General features: G+C 54.5%; 12 protein-coding genes and 1 tRNA gene. 6 read left to right on the forward strand and 7 right to left on the reverse strand.

Features of this window, described 5'->3' with window-relative positions:
• Positions 1 to 5 precede the first annotated feature (5 nt).
• Positions 6 to 1850: an ASKHA domain-containing protein gene (locus WCX19_RS08635; protein WP_373007167.1), complete on the forward strand. Its 1845-nt coding sequence runs from the start codon at positions 6 to 8 to the stop codon at positions 1848 to 1850.
• A 229-nt stretch (positions 1851 to 2079) separates the two neighbouring features.
• On the opposite strand, the gene WCX19_RS08640 is transcribed toward WCX19_RS08635, so the two are convergent.
• Positions 2080 to 3606: a TrkH family potassium uptake protein gene (locus WCX19_RS08640; protein WP_373007169.1), complete on the reverse strand. Its 1527-nt coding sequence runs from the start codon at positions 3604 to 3606 to the stop codon at positions 2080 to 2082.
• A gap of 118 nt (positions 3607 to 3724) precedes the next feature.
• Here WCX19_RS08640 and WCX19_RS08645 point away from each other — a divergent pair, with 118 nt between their 5' ends.
• The 3 genes from WCX19_RS08645 (at position 3725) to WCX19_RS08655 (ending at position 6850) form a co-directional block, all read left to right on the forward strand.
• The gene (locus WCX19_RS08645) at positions 3725 to 4774 is read left to right on the forward strand and encodes an AI-2E family transporter (protein ID WP_373007171.1); all 1050 of its coding nucleotides are present in this window, start codon (positions 3725 to 3727) and stop codon (positions 4772 to 4774) included.
• Between the two features lie 104 nt (positions 4775 to 4878).
• On the forward strand, positions 4879 to 6693 hold the full coding sequence (locus WCX19_RS08650) for a KUP/HAK/KT family potassium transporter (RefSeq protein ID WP_373007173.1): 1815 nt from the start codon (positions 4879 to 4881) through the stop codon (positions 6691 to 6693).
• 72 nt (positions 6694 to 6765) lie between these two features.
• Positions 6766 to 6850, forward strand: a tRNA-Leu gene (locus tag WCX19_RS08655).
• Positions 6851 to 7631: 781 nt separating this feature from the next.
• Here WCX19_RS08655 and WCX19_RS08660 read toward each other — a convergent pair.
• The 5 genes from WCX19_RS08660 to WCX19_RS08680 all read right to left on the reverse strand — a co-directional run bounded on the left by WCX19_RS08660 (position 7632) and on the right by WCX19_RS08680 (position 11883).
• Complete coding sequence (locus tag WCX19_RS08660) at positions 7632 to 8738, reverse strand: sugar-specific transcriptional regulator TrmB (RefSeq protein WP_373007175.1); 1107 nt, start codon at positions 8736 to 8738, stop codon at positions 7632 to 7634.
• Positions 8722 to 9708, reverse strand: a complete 987-nt coding sequence (locus tag WCX19_RS08665) for a homoserine dehydrogenase (protein ID WP_373007177.1) — start codon at positions 9706 to 9708, stop codon at positions 8722 to 8724. Before WCX19_RS08665 ends, WCX19_RS08660 begins: the two co-directional genes overlap by 17 nt.
• On the reverse strand, positions 9705 to 10196 hold the full coding sequence (locus WCX19_RS08670) for an amino acid-binding protein (protein WP_373007179.1): 492 nt from the start codon (positions 10194 to 10196) through the stop codon (positions 9705 to 9707). Before WCX19_RS08670 ends, WCX19_RS08665 begins: the two co-directional genes overlap by 4 nt.
• Positions 10197 to 10287: 91 nt before the next feature.
• Entirely contained in the window at positions 10288 to 11100 is an 813-nt protein-coding gene (locus WCX19_RS08675) for an NAD(+)/NADH kinase (RefSeq protein WP_373007181.1), read from the reverse strand.
• A gap of 6 nt (positions 11101 to 11106) precedes the next feature.
• A complete protein-coding gene (locus WCX19_RS08680) occupies positions 11107 to 11883 on the reverse strand; it encodes a bifunctional fructose-bisphosphatase/inositol-phosphate phosphatase (protein ID WP_373007183.1) in 777 nt (258 codons plus the stop codon).
• A 106-nt stretch (positions 11884 to 11989) separates the two neighbouring features.
• On the opposite strand from WCX19_RS08680, the gene WCX19_RS08685 reads away from it, so the two are divergent.
• Entirely contained in the window at positions 11990 to 12367 is a 378-nt protein-coding gene (locus tag WCX19_RS08685) for a translation initiation factor IF-5A (RefSeq protein ID WP_373007185.1), read from the forward strand.
• Between the two features lie 172 nt (positions 12368 to 12539).
• On the opposite strand, the gene WCX19_RS08690 is transcribed toward WCX19_RS08685, so the two are convergent.
• On the reverse strand, positions 12540 to 13385 hold the full coding sequence (locus WCX19_RS08690; RefSeq protein WP_373007187.1) for a hypothetical protein: 846 nt from the start codon (positions 13383 to 13385) through the stop codon (positions 12540 to 12542).
• Positions 13386 to 13646: 261 nt separating this feature from the next.
• Between WCX19_RS08690 and WCX19_RS08695 the strand changes: the two genes are divergently transcribed.
• Positions 13647 to 14228: an archaellin/type IV pilin N-terminal domain-containing protein gene (locus WCX19_RS08695; protein WP_373007189.1), complete on the forward strand. Its 582-nt coding sequence runs from the start codon at positions 13647 to 13649 to the stop codon at positions 14226 to 14228.
• The last annotated feature ends 1 nt before the right edge of the window (position 14229 follow it).

Consider the following 14229-nt stretch of genomic DNA (forward strand, 5'->3'; position numbering starts at 1 on the left):
TACCTATGGAACAACAGGACACGCGTGAGATCAGGGTCATCTTCCAGCCGATGAACCGGGTGCTTACCGTGCCTGCGGGTACACCGCTCTTTGTCGCACTGCGCACGGCAGGAGTCGCGATCGAAGGTATCTGCGGGGGGAAAGGCACCTGTGGCAAGTGCCGGGTTATTTTAACTTCGGGGACCTGCACGGTGTTGCCGGAGACCGGAACCGGTTGCCGACTCACGCAGAAGGAGCGGGACGAGGGGTATTACCTTGCCTGCCAGGTGACGCTCTCCGCAGATGCCGTATTTACCATCCCGGTGGAAAGCCGGATCGACTCCCCCCAGATCCTGATCACGCAACCGGTGGCATCCGGAGAGATCGAACCTGCGATCGTTCGTTACCGGGTTGAGATCGCGCCCTCGGAAGGCATGCCGTTTGCCTCGCAGTCGATCCGTTTTGCGGGATACTCGGGCCCCCGGCCACGCATGACTGACGGCCAGTATCATACATTGCTCGATGCAGAAACCCCGCAGGCAGCCACGCTCTCGACCGTCAGTTCACCCCCGGAGGTGCTTGCCATCACCCCGGCCAACGGTGACCGTCCGCTGTACGGTGTCGCCATAGATCTCGGCACCACGACAGTTGTCGGCTGCCTCGCCCGGCTCGATACAGGGGCTATCCTTGCCACCGGTTCCGCCTTAAACCGCCAGATCACGTACGGCGAGGAACTGCTCACCCGTATAGGATATGCCGGGTCACCTGCGGGGCTTGCCACGCTCCAGAAGGCGGCAGTCGCAAGCACGAACGAGGTGATAGAATCCCTTACCCGGACCGCAGGGATCAACAGTACGGATATTCTGGATGTCTGCATCGCGGGAAACACGGTGATGAACCACCTGCTCTGCGGTATCGATCCCCGGTACCTGGACCTCGCAAATGCCCCGGTGTCACGGGCGCCTATCCGGAAAACTGCACGGGAGATCGGGCTTGCAGCAAATCCCGGCGCCGGAGTATATTGCCTTCCCAATGTTAGCAGGTTTGTTGGCGGGGACGCGATCGGCGACCTGATCGCGGCCGGGGTACATACGTCCGATGAAGTTTCGCTTATGGTCGATCTCGGGACAAATGGCGAGATCGTCCTTGGCACCCGGCACTGGACAGCCTCGGTCTCCTGCGCTTCCGGCCCCGCATTTGAAGGCGCCGGCATTATGGCCGGTATGCGGGCGATGAAAGGCGCGATCGACCATGTACAGGTAGTTCCGTCAACCGGTGAGATCCGCTGGAGCACCATCGGTTCTGCCCCGGCCCGGGGCATCTGCGGCTCCGGCATCATCGATCTTGCCGTTGCCATGGTGCAAACCGGAGCACTTGATTTTGCCGGGAAACTCAATGCCCGTAATCCCGGCGTCCGCACCGTGCCGGAAGGGCCGGAATACGTACTTGTTCCGGCCCACAAGACCGGGACCGGGCGGGATATTGTGATCACCCAGCGGGATATTGACTACCTCATGGACTCGAAAGCCGCAGCCTGCGGGGCAATCGCCGTGCTCTTGACACGATACAAGTGCAAAGTCACGGATATCCGGCACCTCTACCTCGCCGGCGCATTTGGCGCTTATACCGATATCAGCAATGCCGTCCGCTTCGGCATCATCCCCCGTTTTACCACTGCCACGGTTCACACCATCGGAAACGGCTCGCTCTCGGGGGCATATGCAACGCTGGTCTCCACGAAATACCGGGCGGCGGCAGAGGAAATGGCCAGGCACATGGTTTACATCGACCTTTTAGTGGATACAGCATTTGCCGAGGAATATGCGGCAGCGCTCTACATTCCGGGAAAACAAGAACTCTTTCCCCGGTAAGCCTGATCTTAACGGGAAGCCGGGTTGTGCGCACTATTATGGCTCCCCGCTATTTCATGGGGGTATGTTAAACGATTGATCCACTCTACATTTAGTTGTTTGAACCGACGGGGCTTCTTTGCCGGAGGCGGCATTCATCACAAACGAGGGCGAGGGTAAACAATCCACTCATACCATCGGAATAATTCAGGGTATGCAGAAACAGGAAACGCCAGTTCTTTTTCCCGGTTCATGCAGGTTCATCGTTATCCTGTCTATAGGACATTACTGCCTGCGCCGGAGGCTCGGTGAACAACTCGTTCTGCACGCCCTTTGCAATGCCCATGACCATGATGATCACCGGCACAACCTCAAGCCTTCCCAACCACATCAGGAGGATAAAGATCCATTTGATGGCAAGAGGGCTTGCCGCCGTGATAAACCCTACGGTAATCCCAGAATTGGAGAGCGCAGATATACACTCAAAGAGCACCTCATCAAGGCGGAACATGGTGATATACAGGTGCAGGCAGAAAATGGTCGCGGTAAATATCGTAAAGACATACAATGCGATCACGAGCATGTTCTTTGATATCTCCATCTCCGACATCTCCCGGGAAAGCATCCGCCCCTCGTACCGGAACGGCACGATCACCCGGCTGCTCACGAAGAACCGCCGGAACCACCATTTCACCCCCTCGTATGCCAGAGATACCCTGTTGACCTTGATCCCCCCGGCCATGCTGCCCATTGCCCCGCCAATGAACACCAGAAGCGAGATCACGGAAAGCGGGATTGCTGCCCACACATGAAGGTCCGCATTCTGGAACCCGCACGTGCAGAGGCCAGATACCGATATAAAGACACCCTCCCGGAGCGCAGTAAGGGGGGTAAGGCCATTGAAGATGTACAGCTCGAGCGTGACGATGGCCGAACCGACAAGCGCGATCAAAAGGAGGAGCCGTACGGTCTTATCGTGGAACAGTGCATCCATCTTCCCCCGGTACATCAGGAAATACAGCTTAAACGGTATCGCTCCGGCAAACATCACCGGGAGAAGGAGAACTTCAAGGAGGGGATTGTTGTAATAAGCGAGTCCTGCAGAATGGAGGGTAAATCCGCCGGTCGCTATGGCAACCATGACCAGGTTGAGTGAGTCCCAGAGGGGTATACCGGCGAGCATCACGAGGCCGGTAAAAAGGCAGGTCAGAAAGATGTAGATCTTCCACATCCTCCAGCCGGTGGACATGAGATTTGGCATGAGATCCTCCGGTTTTCCCCCGGACCGAAAGATCTGGAAAAGCGAGATCTGGTTTTTCCTGCGCAGCGAGACCCCAAATGCAATGATCCCGATGCCGCCGATCCACTGTATGAACGACCTCCAGAAAAGAAGCGTCTTTGGCGTCATGTCGACCGATGCCAACACGGTAAAACCGGTACTGGTCCAGCCCGACATCGATTCAAATACGCTGTCAGTGTACGACATGCCAAGCCCAAAGACAAAGGGAAGCGCCCCCACAAGGGCGATTAAAAACCACGCGATTGCAACTGCGACAAGTGCTATTGAAACAGGCGGATCCAAATCCCGGGCCGGTACCCGGGTCAGCAGGTACCCTAGGACGAGAAATGCCAGGGGAGCGCTCGCCATGGGCAGCAGCAGATCCCATTCCTGGAAGACCACCAGTACCACAAAGGGGACAAGCGACACAAATCCAAGGAACCGGCAGATCCGTCCCACATCATGTACTATCATTGAGAGATGATCGAGCCGCTTCATCTGATGGAGAAGATGTTTGGCGTTCCGCTATTGTTATGGGTTGTGCTACCCCGCAGGAGCCGGCCTTCCTGCCATACGCACATATATGTTGTAATCCCGGCAAACCTTCTGATCAGATATGCCCCCCCGGATTGACAAGGATCTGTACCCGTTCTTTATCGTACTGTTCCTTACGGTAGTTGCCCTTGTTATTTTCTGGTCGATCCTTGATATGGTCATCCTTGGTGCATCGCTTGCGGTGGTACTGCTGCCACTCCACCGCCGGCTTTTGCGGTACACCCGGCCGGTCCTCTCCTCGGCCATCATCACCATCTGTCTTTTTGCTCTCATTGTCGGGACGGCCTGGGCCATCATGATGATCCTCCAGGCCAATGCAGGACTCTTAAACCAGATATTTGCCACGATCGGCTCGTGGCTGGATAACCCGGCCACTCACCCGGAAGCATTCGGGGTGCCGATCGGCAGGGGAACCCTTTCATCATGGCTTTCAGAAGGGAATTCACTTTTTGTCAATTACTGGACAACGATAACTGATAACCTGCTGCGGATCGTCTTGAAAGGGCTTATCTTTTTTATCTCGTTCTTCCTGCTGCTCTTAAAGGGTCAAGCGCTCAAGGACCGGCTATTCCAGCTCCTGCCGCCACCGGTGAAAAATTATTGTGACCAGCTCCTGCCAGTCGCCGTGGACACGCTCTATGTTATCTATATCGTCCAGATCGCCATCGCGGTCTTGACGTTTTTTATTGCGATCCCGGTCTTTTACCTGCTCGGGTACGGGGATATCCTCTTTTACTCGTTCCTTGCCGCGTTCTGTGAGCTTATCCCCATCCTCGGTTCTTCTGTTGCGTTTATCATTATTGGTGCCTATGCCCTTGCAAAGAATGACTTGTATGGAGTATTTATCCTGTTCTTCCTCGGATACCTTATCGTTTCTGCGCTTCCGGAGATCTACGTGCGCCCGGCGCTCGTGGGTCGAAGGGTTAAAATTCACTGGCTTATCATGTTCGTTGGTATCATTGGGGGTATTCTTACGATGGGAATTGCCGGTTTTGTCCTGGGTCCGCTGATTATCGTACTCCTCATTAAGAGTTACCGGATTTGGACCGATGACCGTAAGGGTGTGCAGGGAGCAGCCGAGCGAGAGACTGCACGGGAAGCGGGCCCATAACCGGACAGCCCGGGCTCCCGCGGTCATTCCTGAGAACGATCCCGCGATGAATGCCTGAAAAGAGAAAGCAATATACATTATATCTCCCCAAGGGTAAAAGAGGAATGTTCGGGCATAATTTTGGAATGCCGGGGATCGTCAAATCGATGGGTCTCGTGTTTGGCGATATCGGGACGAGTCCCATCTATACGTTGACCGCTATTTTTCTCCTGATCCCCCCCACCCAGGAGAACGTGATGGGTATCCTTTCCCTTATTTTCTGGACGCTGACGATCCTTGTCACGGTCCAGTACACGTTCCTTGCCATGCACCTAGGTAAGAAAGGTGAAGGCGGGACAATTGTGCTCAAGGAGATCCTGCTGCCGATGCTAAAATCCGGCAACCAGGTCGCGTTTGTCTCTCTTCTCGCCATCATCGGCATTTCTTTGTTTATCGGAGACGGTGTTATTACACCGGTGATCAGTATCCTCTCTGCTGTGGAAGGTATCCTTTTGATCCCGGGTTTTGAGAATACCGCACAGATCATCCTGATGTTCGTGGCCGCTGTTATCGCCATCTGCCTTTTTGCCTTCCAGGCACGGGGTACGGAAAGGGTGGCGTGGGCATTTGGCCCGGTCATGGCGGTCTGGTTTACCGCTCTTACGCTCTCGGGCCTTGTCGCCATTTTCCTCGCCCCCCAGGTAGTCTTTGCCATAAATCCGATGTATGCGATCAACTATCTTGTGCACAACGGTCTTGCAGGATTTTTGATCCTCTCGTCCGTGATCCTGTGCGCTACCGGGGGAGAAGCACTCTACGCGGATATGGGACATCTCGGACGGGAGCCGATTGTGAAGGCCTGGTATCTCGTATTCATCGCTCTTGCAATCAACTATTTCGGGCAGGGCGCGTTCCTGATCGCAAATCCCGGTACCCAGAATGTTCTCTTCGCGATGATCTTCTCCGAGGCAAAACTTCTCTATATTCCCTTCCTTATTTTAAGCATCGCCGCATCGATAATTGCCTCCCAGGCGATGATCTCCGGGATCTTCTCCATCGTGTACCAGGGTATCACGACCCGTATCATGCCGCTCCTGCGGATCGATTATACCTCACCTCACCTCAGATCCCAAATCTATATCGATATCGTGAACTGGATGCTGCTCTTTGCCGTTCTGCTGGTTATTCTGGTGTTCCAGACCTCCAGCAATCTCACCCACGCGTATGGGCTTGCGGTCTGCGGGACGATGACGATCACAAGTATCCTGATCATCTGGATCCTCGTCCTCCGCGGAGAATTCTTAAAAAGCCTGATTGCGGGATTTGTTTTTATCGTGACCGGGTCCTTCCTCTTATCGAGTTTCCACAAGATTCCGTACGGGGGTTACTGGTCGCTTATAATCGCTGCCATTCCGCTCGCGATTATCCTTATCTACGTGAATGGTCAGAAGCGCCTCGCGAATTCCTTAAAGCCGGTCCCGCTTGAAGAGTTCCTCCCAAAATTCAACGCACTCTACAATTCGGTGAACAAAATCTCGGGTTCCGCGCTGTACTTTGCCCGGGACTTCCGGCGGATCCCGCAGTACATTCCCCGCACAATGTTCACGAACAACATCGTGTACGAGGAGAATATCATTATCTCGATCATCCGCACGGAGCAGCCGTTCGGGATGACGTGGGGCGTGACACGGGAGCTGACAAAGGGGCTCTCTATCTTTGAGATTTACCTGGGGTACATGGAGATTGTCGATATTTCGAAGATCCTGGTAGAAGCGGATATTGATGAGAAGACGATCTTTTACGGGATGGAGGATATTGTCACCAACCATGTGGCCTGGAAGATCTTCGGCGCGATCAAGCACCTCACTCCTTCGGTCGTGCAGTTCTACCGGCTGCCGGCGGATAAGATCCACGGTGTCGTGACCCGGGTGGAGATGTAGAGGAGTAAACTTCAGTCTTTTTAGCCCCACACGATATGCTCTTAATTTCAGCCAGCCAAATAGAGACGGTACGCGAGGGTAGTCAAGCCAGGTCAAAGGCGCCGGATTTAGGGTCCGGTCTCGCAGGAGTTCAAGGGTTCGAATCCCTTCCCTCGCATGAATAGCGGGCAACGATCCCCGGGAAGCGGGGCCCCTTTCCAAGGTCCGGGCTGAACCGGTCTTCTTTTGAGATGCGCACACTTTCGCGATGCCAAATGGCAAATTTTCCATGAGGGATGGCGGGGGGCGCGGGATGCTTATGGAGGCTGTAGCGAGGCGCGACCCTCCTCAAAACCCATCGCACGATAAAAATGGAGAGATACCTGCGCACGCGATCATGGGGGTACCCCACCAGGTACTAGAGAGGGTAGTCTCCCACTTGTGCCCGGACTGAGGGGGTGGGGGGAGCACACTTTAAAAAAAAGTGGCAGGGGCCAGGGCACCACCCCATTTTGGGAGGGGGTACCCCCTTGCCGGATGGGTGGCCCTGCCCCCTAAGGTATTCGGACAAGAAACTGTGGTTTTCAGACGTGAACTCCATGCGAAGCACAGGTTCTGGAAATGCAGAAAAAGGAGGAGGGGTCCCCTCATCTTGTGCTCATAGGGGGGGCGGGGGTACCGCTTTTAAAAGATAGGCCGGGGACTGGGGTACCTCTCTTTTTTGGGAGAGGGGGGTACCCCCACTTGCCGGAATGGCGGGGAACTTCCCGTTACCGCGCGGTTGATCCCAACAACCAATCCTGCGTTCTGGCTCTCGGCAAATGGTACGTTCACGGGAATACCGTCTCCACAGGTGATGATTGCAGGGCAACCTTGCCCTTCCGGTTGTTGCCGGATAAGCGCAAAAGTGGCATAATAGCGCAGAATAATACCGGTCACGTGATCGCGGCCAGTTTACGTCACGCAATCTTCCGGGCCGGGTCCATCTGTATCTCATGGGGGAGCCGGGCCAGCGCAACAGCGCCAAGCGCCCCGATAACCCCGTTTCCCCCGTACAGAACGGTGCCGGACTCCCGGGCTGCCTCTTCGGCCTCGGCACGGTCGACCACAACTTCCCTCACCCGACGGCCGTACTCCCTCAGGCCCACAGGGATCGTCATACCTTTCCGGAACGCAAGCCCCCACTCCGGGGAAAAGGCTTCGCTTTCAACAAACTCGCGGCTCATCGCCATCACCCGGTCGATACGGTTCGGGAGGACAGCTACCTCGATGTAACTTGCTGAGTTCCCGGCAGTCTTGTTTTGCAGGCTTTCGTTGAGCATCACGACATGGTGGCTGATAGGGAGAACAACCCGGCCCGCCGTAAGCCTTGTGAGCAGCGCAAGGGCAAGGGCAAATGTCGCCCCACCCTCCTTTGAATCAGTATCATCCACCCCAATCGTTAAGGAGGTAAAAGCCTGCGTCCAGACTTTCCCCTCAACAATACCATCTTTCTGGACCAGTTCGACGCGGGTAACACCCTCCGCACGCGACATCATATCAGTAAGCGAGTATGCCGGGCCCCCGATGCAGCGGATCCGCTGGACGATATGATTACCCGTGTACCCGACGCCGCAGATCCCGACCGCAGACAGGGGGGGAAGCCCGATGGAAACCGTGGCGTCGCCAATCCGGGCACATTCGCGCAGGAGTGTCCCGTCGCGTTTTATCTCGGTAAGCACACCCCCCGCCCGGGCATGGTGGTAGCCACAGAACGCCGCACATGCACCGCTCATGCAGTCATGGAAGATCTCAACATGCTCGCCATCTGTCGTGGTAAAAATTCTCCGGCATGTGCTCTGTGGGATCGCAGAAATGGCAGCGTACCGGGCGGCCGTTCTCCCGGATTTCTCTTTTTTTATGAGAACACAGCCTTCCCGCACAAGCCGGGTTACCCAGTCCTGCGCCGTACTCCGTGGGATGCCGGCTGCTTTCTGGATATCAGTTACCGTAAAAAAACCGGCATCCTGCGTGAACTGGCGCATCAGGCGCAGGTATTCCCGCCGGTGTTCAAGCACGCTTGCCATAATGGTCGCGGATATACAGGATATCTCCGATGATGGCGCTTGCCGTCTCGATCGATCCTGCACCCCTTCCGGTAAGCGTAATTTCCTTTGCCATATCGGTCTCGATGGTGAGGGCATTGAGCGAGCCTTCAACCACAAGCGGGTGGCTCTTCTCAATCAGGCGGGGGGAGACCCGCAAAATCTTTTTCCCGGGGATTGCCTCTGCGATCAACCGGATGGTACAGTCCCCCTCTTCGGCAAGACGCAGAGCATCGGGAGTGAGCAGATCGATGCCGGTCAAATCGACATCGGCAAGTTTTGTCCCGTTACCCCAGATCGTGTTCGCAAGGATCACCAGTTTGATTGCCGCATCGATCCCCTTGACATCGTAGGTCGGATCCGCCTCGGCATATCCCATCTCCCGCGCCTCCATGAGTGCCTGTTCGTAGGTGAGCCCTTCGGCAGCCATCCGGGTGAGGATATAGTTGCAGGTCCCATTAAGAACCCCGTAGATCGCGATGATCTCATTCCCGTTAAGACCATCTTCGAGCGTGTGCATGATCGGGATAGCACCGCCGACAGTGGCCTCGTACCGGAGCGCCACCCCATTCTTTTTGGCAAGCGCTGACAGTTCCACATACGCAAGGGCGATCGGTCCTTTATTGGAGGTGACAATGTGCTTCTTTCGTGCAAGTGCAGCCCTGATATACCCGAGAGCCGGTTCGCCGGTAAGCGCGTTTGTCGGCGTCACTTCGATGAGGACATCGTAATTTGCTTTTTCAATCACGTCCGTGGCGGCAATCGTCCGGTCTCCGCAGGCTCCGGTCCTCTTCTTGTTTTCAAGCATCGCTTTGATGTCAATGCCCTCATCACAGATACACCCGCTCTTTGAATCCGCAATACCCGTGATCGTAATACCGGGATTCTTGCTAGCGATCATCTCCGCGACGCCGCGTCCCACAGACCCGAGGCCGATCAATGCCGCCTTCATGCGATCTCCTCCAGCGGCTCGATCAAAAGCAGCGATTTCTGCTGCGCGACCCGGCGCAGGACGGCAAGCGCCGCATCCATGTCCACCCGGTTGGTCGCTTTGATTATGACCCGTGAGGTCGAGCGCTCGTTTATTGCCGGCATGCTCATCGAGATCTCACAGACCTCGGCAAATCCCGTAGAATCGATCTGGTTGACCGTGTCGGACAGGTCTGTATGCATGAGATGGCCGATCAGGATAACCGTCCGCTTGTAGAGCAGGCGCTCCTTTCCGATCCGCTGGATGTGGACACCCTGCTCCTTTAAGAGCGCCACGAGGTTGTCAAGACGCCCTTCGGGAAGGGCAAGCACGATCTGCACGTTCAACGTGTGATGGCTGGTATCCGGGTCATGGTGGTGGATGACCGCGATAATATTTCCCCCGACATCAGAGATTGGTTTGAGGGCCGCAACCAGTTGTCCGGGAGAATCTTTCATCTCAAGTTTCATGGAGACCTGCACACGTACCACCTTATCAACAAGAATGGAGCCTCTTATCAAGAAAAGCTTGTCTTTTCTGCTGCACAAATTTGAGGGCTCGCTAGAGTTTCCGGAGCTTGTCATCTACTTTTTCAAAGAAATTACGGCGGGCATCGATAAATAACGCCGGCTGCTCTGCCTTCTGTACCACAAGGGAGGCCGAGCTTCCCAGTTCCACGGTTTTCTGCCCGTCGATAACCAGTTTCGCAGGCTTTGAGCACTCCAGGCGGATCTCAAGCCGACGATTGCTGCTGATGAGGTGGGGGCGGGACGAGAGCATGTACGGCGCAAGCGGGACAATGAGGAAACCCTGTATCCGGGGGTCTACGATCGGGCCCCCGGCGCTCATCGCGTAGGCGGTCGACCCGGTCGGAGTACTGACGAGCAGTCCGTCAGAGCGGAACTGCTCCGTAACCCTGCCGTCAATAACAATCGAGAAACGCAGCATCTTTGCCGGGCGGGTGGTGACGATGAGGGCTTCGTTTAATGCATCGCCAAGGGGCTTGTTATCCCGCAGGAGCGAAAGCCGCATCCGTTCCTCGACGGCAAATCCCGGGGACAGCGTTTTTATAAAATCCCACGCTTCATCAGGTTCGAGATCCGCAAGGAACCCCACCTCCCCATGGTTGATCCCTATAATCGGGATCTGGTGCTGCATCTGCTGGACGGTGCGCAGAATCGTGCCGTCCCCGCCAATTACCACCGCCATATCTGCGTCCACCTGCCCACACAGATGGCCGGGTTCGCCAAGACAGGCAGCGGTATCCTTCTCAAGGAGAACGGTTACCCCTTTCTTTAAGAGCGCGTCCTTCATCTGCCGCGCACAGGAAAGGGCCCCGGGCATGTCGATGCGGGAAACAAGCAGGCACTTCATCAGAGATCACCTCAGGTACTCGATCACCTTGTGGTGCAGCACACCGTTCGTGGCAATGATACACCGGCCGACCGTCACTTCCTCGGGGAAGTCGATAGGATCGCCGTTTAAGTCGGAGACCATCCCTCCGGCTTCAGTACAGATGAGCATCCCTGCCGCGGCATCGGTCACCCGCAGGGTACCCCGCAGGTCCACAAAACCATCGATCCTCCCGGCCCCGATATAGCAGAGCTCAAGTGCGGATGCCCCAAGGAGCCGCCACCGCCGGATCTTGTGGCCGAGTTGCATCATCCGGGTGGGATCGAATTTCCGGCCGTACACGCTCATGGCAGAGGCGTCCAGCCGTGATGTCGACGAAACATGGATCGGTTTCCCGTTGCAGTGCGCAAATTTGCCCCGGACAGCCGTAAACGTCTCCTTTGTCGCCAAATCCTGTACGAATGCCTGCTGCACGACCCCGTCTGTTGCCCATGCAAGGGAGAGGGCATAGAACGGTATACCCGCAACCGCGTTGTATGTACCGTCAATCGGGTCGAGAAATATCGTTCCCTTCCCGCCATCAACGGGAACCTTACCTGCTTCCTCACTTATCAGGAGAGAGCACAGAGAATGTTCCCGGACAAACCCGATCACGCAGTCTTCTGCTACCTGATCGATCTTTTCGGTAGGGGTTTTGTCGGCGCCCATGCGGATGACCTTTCCGCCTTCCGGTGATCCGACCAGCGGGTGGATACTCTCATGAACGAGCGCGGCCATCTCATTGCAGGAACGAAGAAAATCCATAGCGACAAAAACCTCTAAATGCGGTCACCGTTGTATTTATGTACGGCAATAAAGATAAATTACTTCTGCGCTTAAGATATGGTTACGTTTTAGGTTGTGAAGCACAATGAAGGAACAAACAGAAATCGGAAAGATAAAAGAAGGTCGCTATATTGTTGTGGAAGATGAGCCGTGCAAAGTTGTCGGCCTTGCCACATCAAAACCCGGGAAACACGGTGCAGCAAAGGCACGGATTGACGCCGTCGGTATCTTTGACGGTGTCAAGCGCTCGATTGTCCAGCCTGTATCCGCAAAGGCATACGTGCCCGTTGTCGAACGCAAGAGCGGGCAGGTCATCTCCATTGCCGGCGATATGGCGCAGCTCATGGACATGAAGGATTATTCAAACTTCGAGATTACCATCCCGGAAGACAAGAAGGGCGTGCTTGAAATTGGAAAAGAGATTATGTACATCGAGTCCATGGGAAAGAGAAAACTCGACTGATTGTATCGGGTTGTTATAGAATTACTTTTTTGTCGGTTTTTCTTATACCAGATGATTTTGGATTTGTCAGGTAGTACGGCATCCGTACGCTTTTGGCAGGTATGCTTTAACCGTGCAGGATACATCCACCGCCGGTCTGTCCGTCGCGTTCATTTCACACGCGTCTTAACGATCAGTACTTTCCGACATACCGTGTAGGGATACGAATCTCAATCTTGTAGGAATTGAGATACTGGGAATTGATAATGAAGTAATAACCCCGCTGGCCTTCATAGAATTTTTCCGTCCACGGGCGGGGGTCGGTCACAGTAGTTGTTGGTGTAGGTGCAATCTCTCCGTACTTCTTTGTTGTCTGCGTTACTGCCGGTTGCGTCGCTTTCACCCCTGCCCAGAGATCCTTGTCGATCCCCCCCGGGGGTGAAATGCTTCGTACGATACGGTTGGGATCCGTTGCATCCATAACCTGAATGGAAAATGCCGGACTCACGCTGGCATACGACCCATATATTCCGCTATGCGAACCGCCCTCCCCCAGCGTAGGGGTTATCTCTTTTTTTTGTACCGCAGGTCCTGACATGGGGCCGATCATCGGATCGACGGTGTAGGTCAATTCCCAGTAGGGAAACGGGATATTGATAATCTGGGTGGTTCCGCTATATTTTCCGGAAATGGTTGCATATACAGTTCGGTTGGTATCCGGCTGGGTTGCATCGATCCTTGTTCCCTGAGGAATGGACTGGTTGGTGGAGATATGATAGGTGTCAGGATTGACAAAATCGACGGTCTGGGCTTTCTGGTTCCAGGTCGGCACCGGTGTGGGAGGGGTGGTGGTGGGGGTAATAATGCTTGTAAAAGTCGCGTATACGATAAGGGGAGTGACCGTCACGGTTGGCGTGGGTGTCGCAAAGGAAACACCAATATTGACCGGCTGACCGGTGGCTATCGGTTTGATGACAAATGCAATGACAAGAATGATGCAGAACCCTGCAATAATATAGGTAATATCTTTTTTGTCCATGCCTGCGTACTGCTTATTGGAGCGTTCATAAATAAAAAGGGGTGATGTCCGTATATGAGTCACGGGCCGGCATACGGGAACCCGGTACCGGGTCAATGCAATTATATAATTTGCCAGATTCCACGATAACGGCATCAAATTTTAAAATAATTGCTTATGGGATTCTGATTTTTAACATAATTATTTATATGATAAATACCTTTTATCCATGTAGAGACGCTGGCGGCGACTAGTGTCTACTAAATTCACAAAGGTGAATTCATGAGATCGTGTAAACATAATGATGAAGGGTTCACCGGCCTCGAGGCAGCGATTGTGCTTATCGCATTCGTTGTCGTTGCGGCGGTGTTCTCATACGTGGTGCTCGGCGCCGGGTTCTTCACGACCCAGAAGGCGCAGGAAACCGTGCACACCAGTGTACAGCAGACAACATCCACCGTTGAACCTTCGGGACCGATGAGTATAAAAGCGGCTACTCCGACAACGGTGAGTGATATTACATTCTATCTGCAAATCGCTGCAGGTGGTGCCGGGGTTGATATGAGTAAAGTAACGTATACCGTATCCACTCCCAAAAAGATGGCAACCTTCGACAATCTGGGAGTCACTTACACGTGGGTTAAACAAAACAACGCAACAAATACGCTTCAGACGGCACATAACGGAACATTAGCTTCCCGCGAGATGATCCTTGTCGATATTAATCCCGGATTTGACGCTACTGCGATGACGAACAACGATAGATTTACTGTTGAAGTGAAACCCCCGATTGGTGCAGCGCTCCCGATGACGAGCACCGTTCCCGGAGATATGAAAGCAAATACTTGGTATGAGGTATACTAAG

It is taken from the genome of Methanoregula sp. (assembly GCF_041663825.1).
Taxonomy (GTDB): domain Archaea; phylum Halobacteriota; class Methanomicrobia; order Methanomicrobiales; family Methanospirillaceae; genus Methanoregula.

Bases quoted from the DNA above. Each gene is read 5' to 3' on its own strand.
- WCX19_RS08660 (WP_373007175.1), bottom strand. From the start codon at position 8,738: ATGGCAAGCGTGCTTGAACACCGGCGGGAATACCTGCGCCTGATGCGC.
- WCX19_RS08695 (WP_373007189.1), top strand. From the start codon at position 13,647: ATGAGATCGTGTAAACATAATGATGAAGGGTTCACCGGCCTCGAGGCA.
- WCX19_RS08690 (WP_373007187.1), bottom strand. From the start codon at position 13,385: ATGGACAAAAAAGATATTACCTATATTATTGCAGGGTTCTGCATCATT.
- WCX19_RS08675 (WP_373007181.1), bottom strand. From the start codon at position 11,100: ATGAAGTGCCTGCTTGTTTCCCGCATCGACATGCCCGGGGCCCTTTCC.
- WCX19_RS08680 (WP_373007183.1), bottom strand. From the start codon at position 11,883: ATGGATTTTCTTCGTTCCTGCAATGAGATGGCCGCGCTCGTTCATGAG.
- WCX19_RS08670 (WP_373007179.1), bottom strand. From the start codon at position 10,196: ATGAAACTTGAGATGAAAGATTCTCCCGGACAACTGGTTGCGGCCCTC.
- WCX19_RS08640 (WP_373007169.1), bottom strand. From the start codon at position 3,606: ATGAAGCGGCTCGATCATCTCTCAATGATAGTACATGATGTGGGACGG.
- WCX19_RS08665 (WP_373007177.1), bottom strand. From the start codon at position 9,708: ATGAAGGCGGCATTGATCGGCCTCGGGTCTGTGGGACGCGGCGTCGCG.
- WCX19_RS08645 (WP_373007171.1), top strand. From the start codon at position 3,725: ATGCCCCCCCGGATTGACAAGGATCTGTACCCGTTCTTTATCGTACTG.
- WCX19_RS08650 (WP_373007173.1), top strand. From the start codon at position 4,879: ATGTTCGGGCATAATTTTGGAATGCCGGGGATCGTCAAATCGATGGGT.
- WCX19_RS08685 (WP_373007185.1), top strand. From the start codon at position 11,990: ATGAAGGAACAAACAGAAATCGGAAAGATAAAAGAAGGTCGCTATATT.
- WCX19_RS08635 (WP_373007167.1), top strand. From the start codon at position 6: ATGGAACAACAGGACACGCGTGAGATCAGGGTCATCTTCCAGCCGATG.